Below are 18,646 nucleotides of genomic sequence, written 5' to 3'. Positions count from 1 at the left end.
TCAGCCTGCGATTGCGGCTTCGATGGCCTCAAGATGCTCGCTGAAGGCTTCGTCCGCAGGATCGAGCTCGATCGCCTTCTTGATCACCGGAAGCGCTTCCTCGCTGCGCCCGTCCTTGTGCAACACCCAAGCCAGCGTATCGTGATAGGTGGCCTTGTCCGGCTCAGCAGCGACGGCGGCGCGGGACAGCGCCTCGGCATCCTTGAGGTCATCGCCCTCGGTCGCGAACATCCAGGCCAGGTTGTTTTGCGCGCTGGCGACATCGGCGGGCTGGCCCTCGCTGATGGCCTTGCGGAAATAATCCTCGGCCTTGGCGAGGTCCCGTTCGACCCCTGTGCCCTGAATATAGTGCTGCGCCAGGTTGTTGGAAGCCAGCGCCATGCCCTGGTCCGACGCCAAGGCGTAAAGGCGAACGGCTTCCTCGGGGTCTTTTGCGAGCCCGCCACGACCATTTTCGTAAAAAGTCGCCAAATTGTTCTGCGCGAAGTCGATGCCGGCATCGGCGGCGATCTGGTAGAGGCGCACGGCTTCGACGTCATCTTGGGCCACGCCCCAGCCATTTTCCGTAAGCCACCCCAGCGAGGCGGTCGCCCAATCCGAGCCATCCTCGGAAGCCTGCCGATAAAGTTCAGCCGCGCGGGCATAATCCTGCTTCACGCCATTGCCGGTCTCGTAGAGCTTGCCCATGCCCTCGATAGCGATGCGCACGCCGCCTTCGAGCGCCGGCTGGTAGAGTTCTGCTGCCCGCTCGTAGTCGATGTCGACGCCGAGGCCGAATTCATAGAGCTGCCCCAGCGCTGCCCGGGCCTTGAGGCTGCCGCCATCCATGGCGGCGGTATAGTGGATATGGGCTTTCTCGTAGTCTTCCGCAGCGTCATAGGCGCGCGCAAGGCCATATCGGAAGTCGATATTGTCCGGTTCTGCCTTGGCCGCATCGAGACAGGCTTCGATTGCGCCGATCGGTTCGATATCGTCGAACTCGACGCCTTCGCCGACGCGCTCAGAGCAGAGCTCGGCCGCCGATTGCTCCTGTGCCCAGGCAGGCACCGACATGGCCCCAACAACAAATGTCGCTGCAAGCATCGTGCGCACAAACGTCATCGCTTCTTCCCCGCAGAGCATAAAGCTCCGCCTTGACTTAAACGCGCCCGGTTTTACTTGGCAAGCGGCCTAAAGGGGTAGTCGATGCGAAATTGATCGTTCTACTGGCCGATCAGGCGTTGGCGAATGGCGGTGCTGATATTGTCGAAGAGAAAAACGACGAGGAGGATCAGTACCACCATATAGGCGACCTTATCCCAATCGGAATTTGTGCCCATGGCTTCGAGCAACTTGAGGCCGATGCCGCCGGCCCCCACCGCGCCGATCACCGTGGCCGAGCGGGTGTTGGATTCCCAGAAGTAGAGCGATTGCGAGACAAAGACCGGCAGCACCTGCGGCACGACGCCGAAGCGGTTGACGGCCATGGGGCTTGCGCCCACCGATTTCATGCCCTCGCGCTGCTTGTCGTCGACATTTTCGAGCGCCTCGGCATAGACCTTTCCGAGCGCGCCGGTATCGGTAAAGAAGATTGCGGCAATGCCAGGGATCGGGCCGGGGCCGAAGCCGCGGGTGAAGAACAGCGCCCAGATCAGCATGTCGACCGAGCGGATGACGTCGAAGAAGCGCTTCATCAGCCAGTTGGCGGCGCGGTTGGGGGTGATGGTGCGCGCGGCAAAAAACGCGAGCGGGAAGGCAAAGAGCGTCGCCAGCAGCGTGCCGACGAAAGCCATGACCAGCGTCTGCATCAGCTTGGTGAGGATGTCGCCATGCTGCCAGGCCTTGTTGCCCAGCCATTCCTTGAGCACGAGCGGGCCTTGGCCAGTGGCGATCAGGCCGATCGTGTCGAAGAGGTCGTTGCCCCACAGCGGCGAGGTCGGGTCGTAAAGAAAATTGGCCCAGCCAAAAAAGCGGCGCTGCACATAGACTTGGTTGTCGCGGATCTCGGCCTGGCCTGCAAAGCCATAGTCGACCAGTACCTTGCTGCCATCCTGGACGATCTGGGGCGGCGTATTTTCCGGCGCCAGCGCCGCATCGGATGTGATGGTAACGGGGTAAACCGCACCGCCAAGATAGACATCGACTTGGCTTGTGGAAATGTCCAGCCGGTCGGCGTCGCTGCCGAAGCTGGCCGTCAGGCCATCTGCGTTGGGCACCAGCCAGTCGATGGCGTGATCGGCCGGATATTGCCCGCGGCTCGACCATTGCGGGGTGATGGTGCCGTCCTCGCCGAAGCGCAGGCGAGGGGTGGCGCGCCAGCTATACCAGTCCTGGACGTAGATGGCGGCGCGATCCCATTTGCCGTTTTGCAGCGCCGGGCCGACATTGAAGAAGATCCAGCAGAACAAGAGGTAGAGCACTGCCGCGCCGACGCCGAGCACAAGGCCGTGGCGCTTGACGAAGCTCGACCGGAAGACCTCGGGATATTTCCGGAGGAGGCGGCTGCGTTCGGCTTGGCTGATCGTGCTCATCAAACGCTGGCCTTCCCGAGATTAAAGCTCACATCGCCCACGAGCTTGCGCCGCAACGCGCCCGACAGCTGGTCGATGGCGATGATGGTGACGAGCAGGAGAATGATGATGGCGTAGGTCTGGGCGGCATAGTCGCGGCCGATGGAAAGGCGAAAAACTTCGCCGATGCCGCCGCCGCCCACGGCGCCGATAATGGTGGAGGCGCGCACATTCACTTCGAGCCGCAGGAGGCCATAGGACACGAAATTGGGCAGCACTTGCGGCACGATGGCGTAGCGCACCCGCTCAGCCCAGCTGGCGCCGACAGACTTGAGGCCTTCATCGGGCTTCATGTCGGAATTTTCGACGACTTCGAAGAAGAGTTTTCCCAAGGCGCCGATGGTGTGCAGCGAAACGGCGACGATGGCTGCGATCGGTCCGATCGAGAGCACGGCAGTGAGGAGGCCGGCGATGACGATCTCTGGAAAAGCGCGCAAAACTTCCATGATGCGGCGCACGAACCAGCGCACGGCGCCGGCGCCAACGAGGTTAGTGGCGGCGAAAAAGCAGAGGAAAAAGGCGATGGTGCCGCCGATCAGCGTCGAGACGACGGCGATGTTGACCGTGACGATCAGCTGATAAATGAAGTTTGGGATGTAGAGGCTGTCGGTCAGATAAACGCGGCTGGACGTATAGTCATACTTCGCCGAGCCGTCGAAATAGGGGGACTCCAGGGCAAACATGGCGCGAAAGATCTCGAGCGGATCGCGCGGCACGAAGTTCTTGATGAAGTCGAACATATAGGGGAGGCGTTCGATGAACTTCCCCGAATTGGCGGCATTGGCATAGTTCATGGCCAGCGCCAGCGCGACCAGCACGCCCACGACCCCGATGATCGTATAAACCCGCCGCGTCATCACCTGGCTGCGATAGTGGCGCAGCAGCGTTTCGCCGGCAGGCGAGAGCGATTGACTGGTGTCTGTCATAGGCTTGTTGCCCCCACAAACCCGATGTCACCCCGGGCCTGACCCGGGGTCCATCTTGAGATCTCAGGATGGATCCCCGCCTGCGCGGGGATGACATCGCGTTTGGGAAAGGCTGCGGTGACGTGTCGACCGCAGCCAAGGATCGAAATCAGCTGCCGATGACCGAGCGGCGGGCGTCGATGATAGTCTGGTACATGGTCTGGTCGGCATCGACGAAGTTGGTGTAGCCGCCGGCGGTGAAGGCGTCGAAGCACTCGAAATCGGCTTCCGGCAGGCCCTTGAAGAAGGCGGTGACCTTTTCCTTCATGTCGGCAGGCAGCTTATTGGAAACCATCAGCGGGCCGTTCGGGATGATCGGGCTCTGCCAGACTTCAACGAGGTCATCCATGTCGAGGAGGCCCTTGTCGACCATGATGCGGAGGTTGCCGGAAGTATAGCCTTCCGAAAATTCGCCCTGGCCCGAACCAAAAGTCGTGCCGACGTCGAACTGGCCGTCGAGAACGCCGAGGACGAGGTTTTCATGGCCGCCGCCAAAGCCGGTCTCGGCGTAGAATTCGTCGATCGGCTTGCCCAGTTCGGTGGGAAGCGCAACCGAGGGAATCAGATAGCCGGAGGTGGAGTCCGGATCGGCAAAGCCAAGCGTCTTGCCTTCAGTGGAGGCGAGATCGGTAATGCCGCTATCAGCGCGGGCGACCATGATCGTGTGGTAGCCGGTCGAGCCGTCTTCCTGCTGGGTGGTCAGCACCGGGTCGACGGCGTTTTCGTCCTGGAGGTAGATCGCGGCATAGGACGAAGCGCCCATGATGGCGATGTCGATGGTGCCGCCGAGCAGGCCCTGGATCACGCCATTATAGTCGGGCGAGGGGAAGAACTGAACTTCCGAAACGCCGGTCGCCGCCTTGAGCGGCTCGGCGACGCATTCGGAACGGCGCAGCTGGTCGGCTTCGTTTTCGCCGCCATCAAGGCCGATGCGGAGCACGGATACGTCCTGCGCGAAGGCAGCTGAAGACATCGACAGGGCCACGGAGGCCAGAAGCAGAGTGCGGATCACGGGAGATCTCCTTTGGTGACGCGAAGGGTCCGGTTCTGTGCCGGATCAGGGAGCCTGCTGGGCATTTGTAGGGGTGCGCGGCAGGTATTGGACGGGCGCAATGGCGGTCGAGGTCATGGCCTCCGAAAAGGCCTCCTTCAAACCGTCGGCGCCATAGATGGAGCGCGCCACATCGGTGGTGAGCTCGTCGGGCGTGCCGTCGAACACCACCTTGCCCTGCGCCATACCGACGATACGCTCGCAGTAAGCGCGCGCCGTATCGAGGGTATGGAGATTGGTGATGACGGTGATGCCTTCGGCATTGATGTCGCGGAGGCTATCCATGACGATCTGAGCATTGCGCGGATCGAGCGAGGCGATCGGCTCGTCGGCAAGGATCATCTTGGGCTGCTGCATCAAGGCGCGGGCGATAGCGACGCGCTGCTGCTGACCGCCGGAGAGGGTCTGCGCCCACTGCATCGCGGTCGGGGCGATATCCAGACGCTCGAGCGCCTTGAGCGCTTCGAGCTGCTCGTCGGCGGAGAAGACCTGAAGGAGGTTCAGCAGCGGATTGCGGCCATTGAGGCGGCCCAGCATGACATTGGTGATGACATCGAGGCGTGGCACGAGGTTGAATTGCTGGAAGATCATGGCGCAGTCGCGGTGCCAGTTCCGCAGGGCCTGGCCCCTGAGTTCGCTGACTTTGGTGCCGTCGAACTGGATATAGCCCGAAGACACGTCGTTGAGCCGGTTGATCATGCGCAGAAGCGTCGACTTGCCGGCGCCGGAGCGGCCGATAATGCCGACCATCTGGCCTTGCGGGATTTCGAGCGTCACATCGTTGACGGCGACTTTGTCACCGAACCGTCGTGTTACGTGCGAAATCTTGAGCATCAGGGTCGCCCCGCCTTTTTGGTGGGCCTGACCTATGGGGATCACGCAACGGTCCGATTACGAAGCCGTGACGGTTCCATGACATTGCACGGGATACATGCGGTGGGTTGTCGCGGCAGGTGTGCCTGCCCCTTACTCGTACTTCTCCAGAAACGCCTCGATCCCCAACGACCGAAAATCCGGCAGCGCCAGGCGCAGCTTGTCATGATCCCAATCCCACCAGGCCAGCCGGTCGAGCCGGCTGGCGACGTTATCGGAAAAGCGCTGCTTGATCGTGCGTGCCGGAACGCCAACGGCGATGGCGAAGTCGGCGACATTCCTGGTGACCACTGCATTGGAGCCGATGATCGCGCCATTGCCGATGCGGACCCCAGGCATGACCACGGCACCATGACCGATCCAGGTGTCGTGTCCGATGGTGATGCCGTTGCCGGCACGCCAGTCGAAAAAGTCATGGTCGTCTTCGGCGTCTTCAAAATACCAGGCGGAGCGGTAGGTGAAGTGATGGAGCGAAGCGCGCTCCATCGGGTGCATGGAGGCATAGATGCGGACATGGCTCGCAATATTGGCAAACTTGCCAATCTGGGCATAGGCGATCTGCGTGTTCTCGACGCAATAGGAATAGTCGCCGATGCTGGACTTCGACACGGTCGAGCCCTCGCCAATCTCGGTATAGCGCCCGAGCGTGGAGTCGATCACCGTTGCGGTGGGATGAACCAGCGCATTTTCGGAAAGACGCGTGCTCATGCCGCCACCTTAGGAGCAAAGCCGGTGACGTCGATGATGCGGTCGGCGACCTGGGCGCGCACATCCTCGTCGTGGAAGATGCCGAGCATGGCAACGCCTGCTGCTTTCTTTTCGGCGATCATGCCGACCACGACCTGGCGGTTGGCCGCATCGAGCGAGGCTGTGGGCTCATCGAGCAGCAGCACCGGATGGTGGGTGATAAAGCCGCGGGCGATGTTGACGCGCTGCTGTTCACCGCCCGAGAAGGTTGCCGGGGGCAGGGCCCAGAGGCGCTCTGGCAGGTTGAGGCGATGGAGAAGCGCGCCGGCCTTCGCCTGCGCCTCTGCCTTGTTCATGCCGCGGATCACCAGCGGTTCGGCCACGACATCGAGCGCGGAAACACGCGGTACGGTGCGCAAGAATTGCGACACATAGCCGATGGCGTCGCGGCGCAGGGTCAGGACGGTGCGCGGATCGGCACTGACGAGGTCGATGCCGTCGATAAGGACCGAGCCGCCATCGACGCCATAATTGCCGTAAACCATCTTGAGGATCGAGCTTTTGCCCGTGCCGGATGGCCCGCCGAGCACGACGCATTCGCCCGCCTCGATGGCAAAGGTGACGTTTTCAACCACCGGCAGCACCACGCCGCCGCGCAGGTGCATGGTGAAACTCTTGCGCAGATCGCGCACCTGAAGGGCTGTCATCGTCACACCTGCAAAATCGAGGAGACCAGAAGCTGGGTATAAGGCTCGCGCGGATCGTCGAGGACGCGGTCGGTCAGGCCCGCCTCGATGACGCGACCGCCTTTCATCACCATCATGCGGTGGCTGAGGAGCCGGGCGACGGCGAGGTCGTGGGTGACGACGATGGCGGCGAGCCCCAGTTCGCCAACGAGCTGGCGCAGGAGATCGAGGAGCCGCGCCTGCACCGAAACGTCGAGCCCGCCCGTGGGCTCATCCATGAAGACGAGTCGTGGGCCGGTGACGAGATTGCGCGCGATCTGCAGCCGCTGCCGCATGCCGCCCGAGAAAGAGCGCGGCTGATCGTCGATGCGATCAACGGCGATTTCGACCCGGCCGAGCCAATCGAGCGCGGTGTCGCGAATGCGGCCATAGTGCCGATCGCCAACCGCCATCAGCCGCTCGCCGACATTGGCACCGGCCGAGACGGTCATGCGCAAGCCATCGGCCGGGTTTTGATGCACGAAGCCCCAGTCGGTACGGGTCAGGAAGCGTCGCTCGGCTTCCGAAAGGTCGTAGATGTTGCGGAAATTGTCGTCCCGCATGCGGTAAAGCGCCTGGCCTGAACTCGGCTCGAGTTGCGCGGAAAGCGTGTTGAGCAGGGTTGTCTTGCCCGAGCCGGATTCTCCGACAATGGCGAGGACTTCACCCGGCCAGAGTTCGAAGCTGACATCGGCGCAGCCGATGCGCGTGCCGTAATTCTTGGTGAGGTTTTCGACGCGGAGAAGAGGTTGATCGCTCATTCCGCTGCCTCCCGAATGCCCTGTGCGCCGACATGCCCGGCTTCGCGCCGTTCTTCGCAATGGTCGGTGTCGGAGCAGACGAACATGTGCCCGCCCCGGTCATCGAGGATGACCTCGTCGAGATAGACCCCTTCGGCGCCGCAAAGCGTGCAGGGCGCCTCGAAATGCTGGATCTCGAAGGGGTGGTCTTCGAAGTCGAGGCTGACCACGTCGGTGAAGGGCGGCACGGCATAGATGCGGTGTTCGCGGCCGGCACCGAAAAGCTGCAGCGCTTGGGAGCGGTGCATCTTGGGATTGTCGAATTTGGGCGTCGGCGACGGGTCCATGACATAGCGCCCCTCGACATTGACCGGATAGGCATAGGTCGTGGCGATGCGGCCGTGGCGCGCGATGTCCTCGTAGAGTTTGACATGCATCAGCCCATATTCCTCAAGCGCATGCATCTTCCGCGTTTCGGTTTCGCGCGGCTCGAGAAAGCGCAATGGCTCGGGGATCGGCACCTGGTAAACGAGGATCTGCCCCGCTTCGAGCTTTCGCTCGGGGATACGGTGACGGGTCTGGATGATGGTGGCCTCGGCCGTATGCGTCGTAGTGGCGACATTGGCGACCTTGGCGAAGAAGGCGCGGATCGAGACGGCATTGGTGGTGTCGTCGGCTCCCTGGTCGATGACCTTGAGCACGTCATCCTGCCCGATGATCGAGGCCGTCACCTGCACGCCGCCGGTGCCCCAGCCATAGGGCATGGGCATTTCGCGAGAGGAGAAGGGGACCTGGTAGCCGGGAATGGCCACGGCCTTGAGGATGGCGCGGCGGATCATCCGCTTGGTCTGTTCGTCGAGATAGGCGAAGTTGTAGCTGGCGACGCCGTTCATTCCGCTGCCTCCTTGATGCCGTCGTGTTCGGCGCGCATGCGCCGGATGAGATCGAGCTCTGCCTGGAAATCCACGTAATGCGGGAGCTTGAGGTGTTCCACGAAGCCGGTGGCCTGGACGTTATCGGAGTGCGAGATGACGAATTCCTCGTCCTGCGCCGGCGCAACCACGTCCTCGCCGAATTCCATCGCCCGCAGCGCCCGATCGACCAGCGACATGGACATGGCCTTGCGCTCGGCCTGGCCGAACACCAGGCCGTAGCCGCGGGTGAACTGCGGCGGCACCTTCGCCGAGCCCTTGAACTGGTTGACCATCTGGCATTCGGTGACGCGAATTTGGCCGAGGCTTACGGCAAAGCCGAGTTCGGGGATGTCGAACTCGACATCGACCTCGCCGATGCGGATTTCGCCGACAAAGGGATGAGTGCGGCCATAGCCGCGCTGGGTGGAATAGCCCAGCGCCAGCAAGAACCCTTCGTCGCCGCGAGCGAGAGCCTGCAGCCGGAGGTCACGATCGAGCGGGAAGTCGAGAGGCTCGCGCGTCAGGTCGCCGACATCACGATCCGGGTCGGTCTCGCCATCGGGCTCCATCAGCCCCTGCCGGCCGAGAAGGTCGGTAACGCGCGGCGCCTGTTGGGCATCGGCTTCGCGCAGAACCGGCGCCTCGGCATCTTCACCGACAATGCTCGGGTCCAGCAGGCGATGGGTATAGTCGAAGGTCGGACCCAGCATCTGTCCGCCGGGCAGGTCCTTGAAGGTGGCCGAGACGCGGCGCTCGATCCGCATCGTGCCGGTATCGATGGGTTCCGAATAGCCAAAGCGCGGCAGCGTGGTGCGGTAGGCGCGGACCAGGAAGATGGCCTCGATCAGGTCCCCGCGCGATTGGAGAATGGCGAGTGCCGCCAGCTCACGATCATAGAGCGAACCTTCGCCCATGGCGCGGTCGACGGCGAGGCCGAGCTGCTCGACGATCTGGTCGAGCCGCAGGGCGGGCACCGAGCGGTCGCCTCGACGACGGTCTGCCAGGAGACGATGGGCACTGGAAATGGCGGCTTCACCGCCTTTTACGGCAACATACATTAGTGCGCCTCCCCGATACGGACCGTGCGCGGCAGGCCCATGACCTTGCCGCTGCTAACCAGCAGCATGTCGATGCCGCGCGGAGAAAGGTCGCGGTTGGCCGACCATTGCGTGACGAAGTCGTCCGGCAGGCCCTGCGGCGAAATATGCCAGTGGTCCTCGATGCCGGGGCCGCGGAGGACCAAGTCGGGCCCCCCTTCAAGCGCCGGCACGGCGACGACCATTGTCGTCGAGCGATCGGGATAGTCCTGCGTGCCAAGATTGAACTGGTCGAGGCGTGGCAGCGCGCCTTCGATGAAAGCGAACATGGCCTGCGCCGGGTCGCTCGTGTTCGGCGCGCCGGTGTGAAAGCCGATGGCCTGCCTTGTGTCGTCGTTTAGGAGGTTGGGCGACAGCCAGATCGGCGTGTCATGGTCGGTCAAGGTCAGCATGATGCTGGCAAGATCGGCCGAAATGGCTCCGATCTTTTCCTGGGCGCTCGCCAGGACATGCGTCGTCCCGGGGCGGGCCAGCGCATCGAGAGTGGCGCGAAAGGCCTGTTGTGCGTCGTGCACGGGGTCGGCGAAGCCTGCACTGAACATCAATTGTCTCCCCGCACCATGGTGAAGAAGTCGACGCGCGTCGCCGCCGCTTCCTCGCGGCGGGTCGTGTCGGCTTGAGCGATAAGCGTGGCGAGCGGGGTGATGATCTCCTGGTCAATCCGTGCCGCGTCGTGTTGCCGGAGAGCGTCGATCACGGCGATGACCTCGGCTTTGGCGTGGTCGCGGCCCAGATGGTAGCCGTGCCCCACTTCCCCGGTACCGATGCGCACCGACGCGCGGCTGACCGTTGCTTCGCCGAGGTTGAACGGTGCGCCGCCACCACCGGCGCGGCCGCGCACCATGACGAGGCCGGTTTCGGGTCCGCGAATGCGCTGGTGCTCGGGCTTTGGCTCGAAGGCGTCCCAGCGCTCAGCCAACGCCTTGGCCGGCGCTGCCGCTAGCACGTCCAATGCGCGTTTTCGGAGAGGATCGGTCATGACGCTTGCCCTAACTTGTCTACTATATTAGACAACTGATGTCGCTGTTCCGGCTCTACGCCTCTCATGTGAATTTGCAATGACAAAAACCACAGCCCTGCAGGGAGGCGTCGCGCTCTGGCGCCAGATTGCCGATGCCATTCGGCTCGATATCGTCGGCGGCAAGCTCGTGACCGGAGACCGGCTCCCGACGGAAGCATTTCTCGCGGAGCGCTTTTCCGCTAACCGCCACACGGTGCGCCGCGCCCTGGCCACCCTGGCGGAGGAGGGCGTGGTGCATGCCGAGCAGGGGCGCGGCACCTTCGTGCGTTCCGCCCGCCGGCTCAGCTACCCGATCGGCAAGCGCACGCGCTTTCGCGAGGGGCTTCGGGGACAGGCCGCAAACCTTGTATCCACAAGCCTTGGCGATCGGCTCGAAAATGCCAATACGCGCGTTGCGGATGCGCTGGACCTAAGGATTGGCGCAAAAGTGGTGCGCACCGAAGGTCTGTCGCTGGCCGATGCCGTGCCGGTTTCCCGGTCCACAACCTGGCTCGACTATCGGCGCTTTCCCGACTTTGCCGGGCGCATGGCGGAGATGCAGTCGATCACCGCGGTGTTTGCAAGCTATGGCATCGCCGATTATGCCCGCGCCTCGACCCGCATTTCATCCCGCCATGCGGATGCCGAGGAGGCCAAGGTTCTCCATCTCGCGCCGGGCGCCATCGTTCTGGTGTCGGAAGCGGTAGACGTCGACCCGGAGGGCCGCCCGCTTTCCTATGCGCTCAGCCGTTTCCCTGCCGAGCGGATGGAACTGGTCGTCTGACCAGGTCCTGCAACAGGCTGAGGAACCGCTCGCCGGCCTGCGCCAGATCGCCGGAATTGTCGATCTGCACGGTGCTGGTGGGCAGGCGAGCGGAAACATTGCGGCTCATCCGCTCGCCGATCGATTCTGGGGGCTCGCGACCACGGCCGGCGAGGCGTTCTGCGATGACTTCGGGATCGGCCACGACCTCTACGACCACGGAATTCGGGTAGCGCTGCATCAGCTGGGGGATAACCGCGCGGGAAAGGTTGGCCACAACGACCTTGCCGTCCGCCAGGTCGTTGTCGAGCGACTGCGGCAGGCCATAGCAAAGGCCGTGGGCTTCCCAGTCGAGCGCAAATTGTCCGGCTTCCGCGGCCTTGGCGAAGGCGGCGCGATCTAGGGTGTCGTGGTCTTCGCTTTGGGCATCGGCCTCACGCGTGACGACGCGGCGCACGAAGGTAGCCTCGTCTGGCGTGAGCCGTTCGCGGGCATAGTCGATGAGGCTGTCCTTGCCGGCGCCGCTGCGCCCGACAACGGCAACGAAAGTGCCGCTCATATCACCCGCCGTCCCTCACGCCACACCGTCTGCACGATAGGAATACCGTCTTCTATGCGCAGGTGCACGAGGTCGGCGCGCTTGCCCACAGCGATCTCGCCACGGTCATCGAGACCGGCGGCCTGGGCCGGGCGCTTGGTCACCAAGCTGATGGCTTCCGGCAAGGTGATGCCCGCCACTTCATCGACAAGGCAGAAGGCCGATTGCAGCATGGAGAAGGGTATATAGTCGGAGGAAAGGATGTCGAGCAGCCCCGCCGCGGCGAGGTCACGCGCCGAAACATTTCCCGAATGGGAGCCGCCGCGCACGACATTGGGTCCGCCCATGAGGATGGCGAGGCCCGCGTCGCGCGAAGCTTCGGCGGCTTCAAGCGTCGTCGGGAATTCGGCGATACGGATGCCGAGCGCGATGGCTTCCTCGACATGGGCGATGGTGGCGTCGTCGTGGCTGGCGAGAACGATGCCGCGCTCGTGGCTGAGCGCGGCCAAAGCCTTGCGGTGCTTGTCGGAATAGGCCTGCGACTCGGCATTGCGGCGGGTGGTGAACTCGGCAAGGGCCGCGTCGCTCATCTTGAGCTTGCCTTGGTAATAGGTCTTGTAGGCGTCAAAGCTCGCAAACTGCCGTTGGCCGGGGGCATGGTCCATGAGCGAAGCGAGGCGCACCAGCTTGTGATCCATGATTGCCTCGAAGCTTTCGAGGCAATCGGGGGCCGAAACTTCGCAGCGCAGGTGGATCAGGTGGTCGGCGCGCAGGCGTCCGGCTTCGACCCCGGCGGTCACCGCATCTGCTAGGATTCTCAACTCGTTAGCGCCCATATCGGCGTGTTCGTCGATGCCGACGCGGATGGCGTCAAAGACCGTGGTGATGCCGGAAGCGGCGATCTGCGCATCGTGGGCCTGTACGGCGGCGACCGGATGCCAGCGCACCCGGGGGCGGGGGGCGTAATGGGTTTCGAGATGGTCGGTGTGAAGCTCGACAAGGCCGGGAATAAGGTAATCCCCATCAAGGTTTAGCCCGCGGCCGCTGGTTGGGCCGATATCGGTGATGACCCCGCCATTGATCGCGACGCTGCCGAGGAGAACCTGGTCGGCGAGGACGATCCGGGCATTGTTGAGGACGGTTTCGCCGAGGCCGAGGGCGTTCATGAGCGGGCTGCCTTAGTGTGACTTTGGCGCTGCCCTAGCTCACTTTCGTGACAGATCGACGACGACGTTTAGCGGGCCGCGAGGTGTTGTCCGGTCAGCGTCGTGTTAGCCTTTGCCAAATCCGCCGGCAGTCCCTCGAACTGCACCGTGCCACCGTCATTGCCGGCACTTGGCCCAAGATCGATGACCCAGTCGGCGCGCGACACCACATCGAGATTGTGCTCGATGACGATCACGGTCGAGCCGGCATCGACCAGCCGGTCGAAAAGACCGATCAGCGTATCGACATCGTTCATGTGAAGGCCGGTGGTGGGCTCGTCGAGAACGTAGATATTGCCCTTTTTGCCGAGCTCGGCGGCAAGCTTGAGGCGTTGGCGCTCGCCACCCGAGAGCGTCGACAGCGGCTGGCCGAGCGTCAGGTAGCCGAGACCGACATCGACGAGGCCGCCGAGGATCTTGGCGATGGCGGGTTCGGTGAAGAAGGGCGCCGCTTCCTCGATGCTCATCTCGTAGACATCGCTGATCGACTTGCCGCGCAGCGTATGTTCGAGCACTTCGGGCACGAAACGCTTGCCCTCGCAAGTCTCGCAGGTGGTGACCATGGGATCGAGGTGCGCGAGGTCTGTATAGATGACGCCCAACCCGTTGCAATCGGGGCAGGCGCCCTTGGAATTGGCGGAAAACAGCGACGCCTCGACATCGTTTGCCTTGGCGAAGGCCTTGCGCACATTGTCCAAAATGCCGGTATAGGTCGCGGTGTTGGAGCGGCGCGAACCACGGGCCAAATTCTGGTCAATTATGATGGTGTCGGGATAGGCCGAAGGAAGGCAGGTCTGGATCAGGCTCGATTTCCCGGAACCGGCGACACCGGTGACCGCGGTCAGCACGCCGCGCGGGATCGACACCGAAATGTCCTTGAGGTTGTTGACCCTGGCATGCTCGATGCGGAGCGCCTCGCCCTTGGGCTGGCGCACCTTGTCCTTGATCGGCTGGTGCCGCGTCATGTGCTTGCCGGTGAGCGTGTCGGCTGCGAGCAGGCCCTTGTAGTCGCCCTGATAGACGACGACCCCGCCCTTGGAGCCGGCGAAGGGCCCCATGTCGACGACGTGGTCGGCAATGGCGATCATGTCCGGCTTGTGCTCGACGATCAGCACCGTATTGCCCTTGTCGCGCAGTTGCTGCATCAGCCCGGCGAGGCGCCCGACATCGTGCGGGTGGAGGCCGACCGAAGGCTCGTCGAAGACATAGGTGATGTCGGTGAGCGAAGAGCCGAGATGGCGGACCATCTTGACGCGCTGGCTCTCGCCACCGGAAAGGGTGGAGCTTTCGCGATCAAGGCTGAGATAGCCGAGCCCGATGGTGACGAGGTTTTCGAGTCGCAGTGCCAGGGCATCGAGCATGGGCCCGACCTGCCTTGCCTCGATGGAGCGGATGAAGACAGCAAGGTCGGAAACCTGCATGGCCGAAAGATCGGCGATCGACTTGCCGTTGATAAGGCTCGTACGCGCCGCCTGGTTAAGGCGTGTGCCGTGGCAAGCCGGGCAGATGGCGCGGGTGAAAACGCGCTCGTATTCGGCCCGAACATGGGGCTGCACCGTTTCCGGATCCTTGCTCCCGAGTGAACGCTTGAGCTTGGGGATGAGGCCTTCATAGGTCAGGTTCATCTTGTCGACCTTGACCTTGCGGCCATCGTCGAGTTCGAAAAAGTTGGCGCGCTCCTCGGGCGAGTACTGGTTGATCGGCTTGTTGGGGTCGAACAGGCCCGAGCGTGCATAGATCGACCACCACCAGCTGTCGACCTCAAAGCCCTTGGAGAGGATTGCGCCCTCGTTCAGCGACTTGCTCTCGTCGACCACCGCCGACATATCCATTGACGCGACTTGGCCGATGCCCTCGCAGTCCGGGCACATGCCGCGCGGGTCGTTGTAGGAATAAAGCGACAGCGCACCGAGCCTGGGTTCGGCGAGCCGGGAGAACAGCACGCGCAGCATCTGCGCCGTGTCCGTCACCGTTGCGACGGTCGAGCGCGAATTGCCGCCGAGCCGCTGCTGATCGACGATGATGGCGGCCGAAATGTTTTCCAGCTGATCGGCATCGGGCTGGCCATAGCGCGGCATGAATTGCTGCACGAAGGCGGGATAGGTCTCGTTGATCAGCCGCTGCGATTCTGCCGCGATGGTGCCGAAGACAAGCGACGACTTGCCCGAGCCCGAAACGCCGGTGAAGACGGTGATCTTGCGCTTGGGAATATCGAGCGAGACATTCTTGAGGTTGTTTTCTCGCGCCCCACGAATGGTGATGGCGCCGTAAAGGTCGTCCTGCATGTGTCGCTCCCAAGTCCCGTTTGCACTCTATGCCAGCGCAACGAATTAGGGAGGCGGATTTCGACAGACTGTGTCAGGAGCTTCCTCGATCAGCGGATTGCCATGCCCTCGGCGTTGAACACATGCACCTTGGTGGGATCGGCATAGGCGGAGAGGGTCGTGCCGAGTTCGACCTGACGCTGGCCGTCGAGCACCACAGTCATCGGTTGGCCATCACTGGTGGTGGCGTAAAGCACCGTCTGGCCGCCGAGATTTTCGACGAGGTCCACCCGGAGTTCGGCGAATTTGACCCCAGAACCCTCGGTGATGGTGATGTGCTCAGGGCGGATGCCGAATGTGGTGGCGCCCGAGACCTCGCGCCCCAGCGACATTGCATTGTTGCCGACCTGAAGGGCTCCGTTGCCTGTGCTGGCGGTCAAAAAATTCATTTTCGGCGAACCGATAAAGCCAGCGACGAAAACATTGCGCGGATTGTTGTAGAGTTCGAGAGGCGCGCCGGCCTGCTCGATAATGCCGCTTCGGAGCACCACGATCTTGTCGGCCATGGTCATGGCTTCGACCTGGTCGTGGGTCACATAGATCATGGTGTTGCCAAGGTCGTTGTGGAGCTTGGCGATCTCGACGCGCATGGCGACGCGCAGTTCGGCGTCGAGATTGGAAAGTGGCTCGTCGAAGAGGAAGATTTTCGGCTCGCGCACGATAGCTCGGCCGATGGCGACGCGCTGGCGCTGCCCGCCGGACAGCTGCTTTGGCTTGCGTTGCAGCAAGGGTTCGATCTTGAGGATTTCGGCGGCGCGGGCGACGCGCTGCGCGATCTCGGCCTTTGGCATTCGGGCGGTTTCGAGCCCGAAGGCAAGGTTCTGGTAGACCGACATATGCGGATAAAGCGCGTAGGACTGGAACACCATGGCAATGCCGCGCCGGGCTGCCGGAATGTCATTCATTCGTTGACCGTCGATCAGGAGATCGCCGCCGGTGATCGGCTCGAGACCGGCGATCATGCGGAGCAGGGTGGACTTGCCGCAGCCCGAGGGACCGACGAAAACGGTGAAGTCACCCGGATCAATGGTCAGATCGACGCCGTGGATGACCGGCACGTCGCCATAAGCCTTCCGGATCTGCCGCAATTCGATGGTCGTGGCCATGGGGGTCTCCTAGCGGAACTCGGCCGGCACCCAGCTCCCGTAGAGCGGATGATCGGCGCCGAGCGGCAGCGTGACTTCAGTATGGGTGGAGGAGGAGTGGTAGAACGCTGTGACCAGTTCAAGAGCACGGCGCGAGTCGGCGCTGGTCACCGGCAGCGGACGCTGACCATGGATCGCTTCATGAAAGCGCGCCATCTGCGTTTGAAAACGGGACGGCACCGGGGTCCAGTTTTCGAGGAGCGCGTCGATGCTGGCTTTGATCTCGTCAGTGCGCGGCAGAATCTTCCAGGGCTTGTTGCCCGGATTGTAAGGCGCGTGATCGCTCTCGAAAGTGACGTTTTCGAACTGCAGGCGAATGCGGGTGATTTCGTCGACGGAGCCAAGGGTGGCGGTGAAGCTCGCCAGCGCGCCGCTCTTCATTTCGAGCGAAGCGGAAATGGTGTCTTCCACCTCGATCGGGTTCACGCGCGTGGCGACGCGGCCGAAAATGCGGGCGATGTCGCCCATGAGGTAGGTGAAAATATCGTGCGGGTGGATGGCGTGGCCCATGAGGACGCCACCGAGTTCCGTCTTCCACTTGCCGCGCCAGGGCACGGCATAATAGGGCGCTTCGCGGCGCCAGAAGGTTTCGACCGTGCCGCAATAAGGCTTGCCGGCGAGCCCGGCGTCGATGATGGTCTTGGCCTGCTCGATACCGTCGCCGAAGCGGTACTGAAACACTGGCATCAGCTTGCCGGCCGAGACTTTTTCCTGCGCCATGACGGCGTCGACATCCTGCAAGGAGCCAACGAGTGGCTTTTCGCAGACGACGTGCTTGCCGGCCTGAAGCGCGGCCATGACCATGGAAAAGTGCGCGCCGGGCGGCGTGCAGACATCGATAATGTCGACATCCTCCATGATGAGGAGATCGTTGAAATTGGTGATGCGGCGCGCAATGCCGAAATCATCGCCGATCTGGTCCAGCCGTTCCCCATTGAGGTCACAAAGCGCAATAACCCGGAACTTGTCGGCATTGGGCAGATAGCCCTCGACGATGTGCGAGCGGCCTATACCGCAGCCGACAACGGCAACGTTGAGAACGCGGCTCATCGGGCCCACTCCGTGCCGGCTTCGGCCATCTGCTGGGCGGTCAGCGCCATCTTCATGGCGTTGAAGCACCGCTCCTGCGGCATGGCGGTTTCGGTGCGGTTGCGCACGTCATCGAGGAACTGTCGGCCGAAGGGGAGGTCGGTGCCCGAACAGTCGATGTGCTGGACCCCTTTGCGATCCACCAGGAACAGGTGGTTGTCGCCCGGACGTCCAGCGATATCGACATATTTGCGCAGCTCGATATAGCCCTCCGTACCCAGGATTGTCAGACGGCCATCACCCCAGGTGGGCAGGCCTTCAGGAGTGAACCAGTCGACGCGGACATATCCCGTTGTCGTAGCCGTACGCATGGTAGCGTCGCCCACATCCTGCAGCCCCGGACGGTGGGGATGATTGCGGTTATGGACATTTGCCGAGGTAATCTCGCCATCCATGGCGCTCGAGAAAAACAAGAACTGTTCGAACTGGTGGCTGGCGATATCGCAAAGGATGCCGCCATAGCGCTCGCGGGTAAAGAACCAGTCGGGGCGGTTGTTGAGCCGCAGCGAATGCGGTCCGAGGCCAACCGTATGAATGACCTCGCCGATGACGCCCTGGGCAACGAGATTGCCCGCTTCTACGGCGGCGGGCACTTCGAAATGCTCTGAATAGAGCACCGAAAAGATGCGGCCGGTTTCCTGCTGCACATGCCGGATTTCGTCGAATTGAGCGAAGGTCGTCATGCCCGGCTTGTCGGTCAGCACATCTTTGCCGTGCCGCATGGCAGCAATTGCTATCTCTGCGCGGTCCGCGGGAATAGCGGCGGTCACCACGATCGCGATTGAGGTGTCTTCGAGGATTTGCCGCTGGTCGGCGACGCGCCGAGCCTGCGGATATTTGTTGCCAAAGGTCTCGGCCAAATCGTCTTCCACGGCGTAGAAACCGACGAACTCGGCGCCGGCGCGGATCAGGCAATCCACTTGGCCGTAAATGTGGGCGTGGTTGATGCCGATGGCGGCAAACTTGAGATCGGACATAGGT

19 protein-coding genes are annotated in these 18,646 nt (G+C 62.7%); 1 reads left to right on the top strand and 18 read right to left on the bottom strand.

Translation table 11 applies throughout. The features are described from left to right. The 12 genes from JI748_RS14035 to phnG all read right to left on the bottom strand — a co-directional run bounded on the left by JI748_RS14035 (position 1) and on the right by phnG (position 10,580). Positions 1-1,101 (bottom strand): tetratricopeptide repeat protein, encoded by a 1,101-nt coding sequence (locus JI748_RS14035; RefSeq protein WP_201631897.1) that lies wholly within the window; start codon positions 1,099-1,101, stop codon positions 1-3. Between the two features lie 101 nt (positions 1,102-1,202). Next, positions 1,203-2,510 (bottom strand): phosphonate ABC transporter, permease protein PhnE, encoded by a 1,308-nt coding sequence (phnE, locus tag JI748_RS14030; protein ID WP_201631894.1) that lies wholly within the window; start codon positions 2,508-2,510, stop codon positions 1,203-1,205. After that, complete coding sequence (gene phnE, locus JI748_RS14025; protein ID WP_201631892.1) at positions 2,510-3,475, bottom strand: phosphonate ABC transporter, permease protein PhnE; 966 nt, start codon at positions 3,473-3,475, stop codon at positions 2,510-2,512. The genes phnE (JI748_RS14030) and phnE (JI748_RS14025) overlap by 1 nt, the downstream gene beginning before the upstream one ends. Before the next feature lie 148 nt (positions 3,476-3,623). Continuing rightward, positions 3,624-4,526, bottom strand: a complete 903-nt coding sequence (gene phnD / locus JI748_RS14020) for a phosphonate ABC transporter substrate-binding protein (RefSeq protein ID WP_201631889.1) — start codon at positions 4,524-4,526, stop codon at positions 3,624-3,626. A gap of 45 nt (positions 4,527-4,571) precedes the next feature. Beyond that, positions 4,572-5,399 (bottom strand): phosphonate ABC transporter ATP-binding protein, encoded by an 828-nt coding sequence (gene phnC / locus JI748_RS14015; RefSeq protein ID WP_201631886.1) that lies wholly within the window; start codon positions 5,397-5,399, stop codon positions 4,572-4,574. 132 nt (positions 5,400-5,531) lie between these two features. Then, positions 5,532-6,146 carry a DapH/DapD/GlmU-related protein gene (locus JI748_RS14010; RefSeq protein ID WP_201631883.1) on the bottom strand — a complete coding sequence of 205 codons (615 nt, stop codon included), beginning with the start codon at positions 6,144-6,146 and terminating at the stop codon, positions 5,532-5,534. After that, positions 6,143-6,832 (bottom strand): phosphonate C-P lyase system protein PhnL, encoded by a 690-nt coding sequence (gene phnL, locus JI748_RS14005; RefSeq protein WP_201631880.1) that lies wholly within the window; start codon positions 6,830-6,832, stop codon positions 6,143-6,145. The genes JI748_RS14010 and phnL overlap by 4 nt, the downstream gene beginning before the upstream one ends. Before the next feature lie 2 nt (positions 6,833-6,834). After that, entirely contained in the window at positions 6,835-7,611 is a 777-nt protein-coding gene (gene phnK / locus JI748_RS14000; RefSeq protein ID WP_201631877.1) for a phosphonate C-P lyase system protein PhnK, read from the bottom strand. Then, positions 7,608-8,483, bottom strand: coding sequence for an alpha-D-ribose 1-methylphosphonate 5-phosphate C-P-lyase PhnJ (locus JI748_RS13995; protein WP_201631874.1), 876 nt, complete (start codon positions 8,481-8,483; stop codon positions 7,608-7,610). The genes phnK and JI748_RS13995 overlap by 4 nt, the downstream gene beginning before the upstream one ends. Continuing rightward, on the bottom strand, positions 8,480-9,562 hold the full coding sequence (locus tag JI748_RS13990; RefSeq protein WP_201631871.1) for a carbon-phosphorus lyase complex subunit PhnI: 1,083 nt from the start codon (positions 9,560-9,562) through the stop codon (positions 8,480-8,482). The genes JI748_RS13995 and JI748_RS13990 overlap by 4 nt, the downstream gene beginning before the upstream one ends. After that, a complete protein-coding gene (gene phnH / locus JI748_RS13985) occupies positions 9,562-10,143 on the bottom strand; it encodes a phosphonate C-P lyase system protein PhnH (protein ID WP_201631868.1) in 582 nt (193 codons plus the stop codon). The genes JI748_RS13990 and phnH overlap by 1 nt, the downstream gene beginning before the upstream one ends. After that, positions 10,143-10,580 carry a phosphonate C-P lyase system protein PhnG gene (gene phnG / locus JI748_RS13980; protein ID WP_201631865.1) on the bottom strand — a complete coding sequence of 146 codons (438 nt, stop codon included), beginning with the start codon at positions 10,578-10,580 and terminating at the stop codon, positions 10,143-10,145. Before phnG ends, phnH begins: the two co-directional genes overlap by 1 nt. A gap of 79 nt (positions 10,581-10,659) precedes the next feature. On the opposite strand from phnG, the gene phnF reads away from it, so the two are divergent. Continuing rightward, complete coding sequence (gene phnF, locus JI748_RS13975) at positions 10,660-11,385, top strand: phosphonate metabolism transcriptional regulator PhnF (RefSeq protein ID WP_201631862.1); 726 nt, start codon at positions 10,660-10,662, stop codon at positions 11,383-11,385. On the opposite strand, the gene phnN is transcribed toward phnF, so the two are convergent. The 6 genes from phnN to JI748_RS13945 all read right to left on the bottom strand — a co-directional run bounded on the left by phnN (position 11,345) and on the right by JI748_RS13945 (position 18,642). Beyond that, the gene (gene phnN, locus JI748_RS13970) at positions 11,345-11,923 is read right to left on the bottom strand and encodes a phosphonate metabolism protein/1,5-bisphosphokinase (PRPP-forming) PhnN (protein WP_201631860.1); all 579 of its coding nucleotides are present in this window, start codon (positions 11,921-11,923) and stop codon (positions 11,345-11,347) included. The genes phnF and phnN overlap by 41 nt on opposite strands. After that, positions 11,920-13,068, bottom strand: coding sequence for an alpha-D-ribose 1-methylphosphonate 5-triphosphate diphosphatase (locus JI748_RS13965; RefSeq protein WP_201631857.1), 1,149 nt, complete (start codon positions 13,066-13,068; stop codon positions 11,920-11,922). Before JI748_RS13965 ends, phnN begins: the two co-directional genes overlap by 4 nt. Before the next feature lie 68 nt (positions 13,069-13,136). Continuing rightward, complete coding sequence (locus tag JI748_RS13960; protein ID WP_201631854.1) at positions 13,137-15,392, bottom strand: ATP-binding cassette domain-containing protein; 2,256 nt, start codon at positions 15,390-15,392, stop codon at positions 13,137-13,139. Between the two features lie 89 nt (positions 15,393-15,481). Then, entirely contained in the window at positions 15,482-16,537 is a 1,056-nt protein-coding gene (locus JI748_RS13955) for an ABC transporter ATP-binding protein (protein ID WP_201631852.1), read from the bottom strand. A 9-nt stretch (positions 16,538-16,546) separates the two neighbouring features. After that, entirely contained in the window at positions 16,547-17,626 is a 1,080-nt protein-coding gene (locus tag JI748_RS13950; protein WP_201631850.1) for a Gfo/Idh/MocA family protein, read from the bottom strand. After that, a complete protein-coding gene (locus tag JI748_RS13945) occupies positions 17,623-18,642 on the bottom strand; it encodes a Gfo/Idh/MocA family protein (protein WP_201631849.1) in 1,020 nt (339 codons plus the stop codon). The genes JI748_RS13950 and JI748_RS13945 overlap by 4 nt, the downstream gene beginning before the upstream one ends. Between the last annotated feature and the right edge of the window lie 4 nt (positions 18,643-18,646).

The sequence above is a fragment of the Devosia rhizoryzae genome, from assembly GCF_016698665.1.
Taxonomy (GTDB): domain Bacteria; phylum Pseudomonadota; class Alphaproteobacteria; order Rhizobiales; family Devosiaceae; genus Devosia; species Devosia rhizoryzae.
The sequence above is the reverse complement of the archived record's forward strand: the minus strand, read 5'-3'. Positions and strand labels throughout refer to the sequence as shown.

What these genes read in the sequence shown, in the direction of transcription:
- JI748_RS13965 (WP_201631857.1), bottom strand. Translation starts at nt 13,068, where the DNA reads ATGAACGCCCTCGGCCTCGGCGAAACCGTCCTCAACAATGCCCGGATC.
- phnL (WP_201631880.1), bottom strand. Translation starts at nt 6,832, where the DNA reads ATGACAGCCCTTCAGGTGCGCGATCTGCGCAAGAGTTTCACCATGCAC.
- phnH (WP_201631868.1), bottom strand. Translation starts at nt 10,143, where the DNA reads ATGTTCAGTGCAGGCTTCGCCGACCCCGTGCACGACGCACAACAGGCC.
- JI748_RS13960 (WP_201631854.1), bottom strand. Translation starts at nt 15,392, where the DNA reads ATGCAGGACGACCTTTACGGCGCCATCACCATTCGTGGGGCGCGAGAA.
- phnF (WP_201631862.1), top strand. Translation starts at nt 10,660, where the DNA reads ATGACAAAAACCACAGCCCTGCAGGGAGGCGTCGCGCTCTGGCGCCAG.
- phnG (WP_201631865.1), bottom strand. Translation starts at nt 10,580, where the DNA reads ATGACCGATCCTCTCCGAAAACGCGCATTGGACGTGCTAGCGGCAGCG.
- phnE (WP_201631892.1), bottom strand. Translation starts at nt 3,475, where the DNA reads ATGACAGACACCAGTCAATCGCTCTCGCCTGCCGGCGAAACGCTGCTG.
- JI748_RS14010 (WP_201631883.1), bottom strand. Translation starts at nt 6,146, where the DNA reads ATGAGCACGCGTCTTTCCGAAAATGCGCTGGTTCATCCCACCGCAACG.
- phnE (WP_201631894.1), bottom strand. Translation starts at nt 2,510, where the DNA reads ATGAGCACGATCAGCCAAGCCGAACGCAGCCGCCTCCTCCGGAAATAT.
- JI748_RS13955 (WP_201631852.1), bottom strand. Translation starts at nt 16,537, where the DNA reads ATGGCCACGACCATCGAATTGCGGCAGATCCGGAAGGCTTATGGCGAC.
- phnN (WP_201631860.1), bottom strand. Translation starts at nt 11,923, where the DNA reads ATGAGCGGCACTTTCGTTGCCGTTGTCGGGCGCAGCGGCGCCGGCAAG.
- phnC (WP_201631886.1), bottom strand. Translation starts at nt 5,399, where the DNA reads ATGCTCAAGATTTCGCACGTAACACGACGGTTCGGTGACAAAGTCGCC.
- JI748_RS13945 (WP_201631849.1), bottom strand. Translation starts at nt 18,642, where the DNA reads ATGTCCGATCTCAAGTTTGCCGCCATCGGCATCAACCACGCCCACATT.
- JI748_RS14035 (WP_201631897.1), bottom strand. Translation starts at nt 1,101, where the DNA reads ATGACGTTTGTGCGCACGATGCTTGCAGCGACATTTGTTGTTGGGGCC.
- JI748_RS13950 (WP_201631850.1), bottom strand. Translation starts at nt 17,626, where the DNA reads ATGAGCCGCGTTCTCAACGTTGCCGTTGTCGGCTGCGGTATAGGCCGC.
- JI748_RS13990 (WP_201631871.1), bottom strand. Translation starts at nt 9,562, where the DNA reads ATGTATGTTGCCGTAAAAGGCGGTGAAGCCGCCATTTCCAGTGCCCAT.
- phnK (WP_201631877.1), bottom strand. Translation starts at nt 7,611, where the DNA reads ATGAGCGATCAACCTCTTCTCCGCGTCGAAAACCTCACCAAGAATTAC.
- JI748_RS13995 (WP_201631874.1), bottom strand. Translation starts at nt 8,483, where the DNA reads ATGAACGGCGTCGCCAGCTACAACTTCGCCTATCTCGACGAACAGACC.